This is a genomic window from Micromonospora sp. DT4, from assembly GCF_049841675.1.
Taxonomy (GTDB): domain Bacteria; phylum Actinomycetota; class Actinomycetes; order Mycobacteriales; family Micromonosporaceae; genus Micromonospora.
Genome location: NZ_JBNCKT010000273.1, coordinates 1 through 1,560 on the forward strand (window position 1 = coordinate 1; position 1,560 = coordinate 1,560).

Genomic DNA, 1,560 nt, shown 5'->3' on the forward strand with positions numbered 1-1,560 from the left:
GGTCAGCAACACGGCGCCGTCATCGAGGCGCACCATGGTGCGCGAAGATTCGGTGCTGGTTGGTGGTTGCGGTCCGTCGGTGTTCGGGTGGATCGTGATGGGGTTCGTCGTGGTCGACCCCGAATGCTCTGTGGTGCTGACGAGCCTGTAGGTCAGCATGGTGGTGGAGGGCTTCCACGGGAACCGTGGATTGGTGCCTTTGAGCCCGAGCGTCAGACTTTCGAATCTCCCTGCCCTCCCCACGACGGACGCTGTGGTCCGCGTGTGAGGGAGGTTGGTGATGGAAGTCGTTCACTCCCGCTGTGCTGGGATGGACATCTCGAAGAAGGACGCCAAGGTGTGCGTCCGGATCGCTGGGGCCGGTCGTCGCAAGACGACCGAGATGGTCACGACCTGGGGGTCGATGACCAGACAGATCCTCGCGTTGCGTGAGCACCTGGTCGATCAGCAGGTGACCTGCGTGGTGATGGAGGCGACCAGCGACTACTGGAAGCCGTTCTACTATCTGCTCGAGGACGCCGGCTTCGAGGTCATGCTGGTCAACGCCCGGCACGTGAAGACGCTGCCGGGCCGTAAGACCGATGTCGCGGACGCGACCTGGCTTGCCCAACTCGGTGCGCATGGCCTGGTGAGGGGCTCGTTCGTGCCGCCCGAGCCGATTCGCCAGTTGCGGGATCTGACCCGGACACGCACGGCGATCACGAGGGAACGTGGCCGGGAGGCCCAGCGGCTGGAGAAGTTGCTGGAGGACGCCGGGATCAAGCTGTCCGCAGTTGCGTCCGACATCCTCGGGGTGTCCGGGCGGGCGATGCTGGAGGCGTTGATCGCTGGTGACACGGATCCGGCCGCGCTCGCGGATCTGGCCAAACGTCGGCTCCGGTCGAAGATCCCGCAGCTGACCGAAGCGTTGAACGGCCGGTTCACCGAGCACCACGCGTTCCTCGCCCGCGTGCACCTGAATCTGATCGACCAGCATACGGCGGCGATCAACAGGCTCACCGAGCGGATCGAGGTGATGATGGAGCCCTTTCAGGGCTTCCGTGACCTGATCCGCTCCATCCCCGGCATCGGCATCGGCACCGCCGACGTGATCATCGCGGAGACCGGCGCCGACATGACCCGCTTCCCGACCGCCAAGCACCTGGCCTCGTGGGCCGGCACCACACCCGGCAACAACGAATCAGCGGGAAAGGTGAAATCCAGCCGAACCCGCCCCGGCAACCCCTACCTACAGGGAGCGCTGGGAGCGGCGGCGATGGCCTGCTCCCAGAACCCGCGCACCTACCTCGGCGCCCGATACCGGCGCATCGCCTCACGCCGTGGACCGCAGAAGGCCAACGTAGCCATCCAACACTCCATGCTCACCGCGATCTGGCACATGGGCACCACCGGCACCCTCTACGACGACCCCGGCGGTGACTACTTCACCCGCCTGCACCCCGACCGATCCAAGAAACGAGCCATCCATCAACTCGAAGCCATGGGATACCGCGTCACCCTGGAGAACGCGTCGTGAAGCGAACCAACCGCCTCTGACGCGAAGGGAATCTTCGCGTCAGA

The 1,560-nt window shown here is 65.3% G+C and carries 1 protein-coding gene; it reads left to right on the forward strand.

What is annotated here, in order from left to right; all coding sequences use genetic code 11:
- Window positions 1-280: 280 nt before the first annotated feature.
- Window positions 281-1,516, forward strand: coding sequence for an IS110 family transposase (locus ACLQ24_RS29565; protein ID WP_425895020.1), 1,236 nt, complete (start codon window positions 281-283; stop codon window positions 1,514-1,516).
- Window positions 1,517-1,560: the final 44 nt, after the last annotated feature.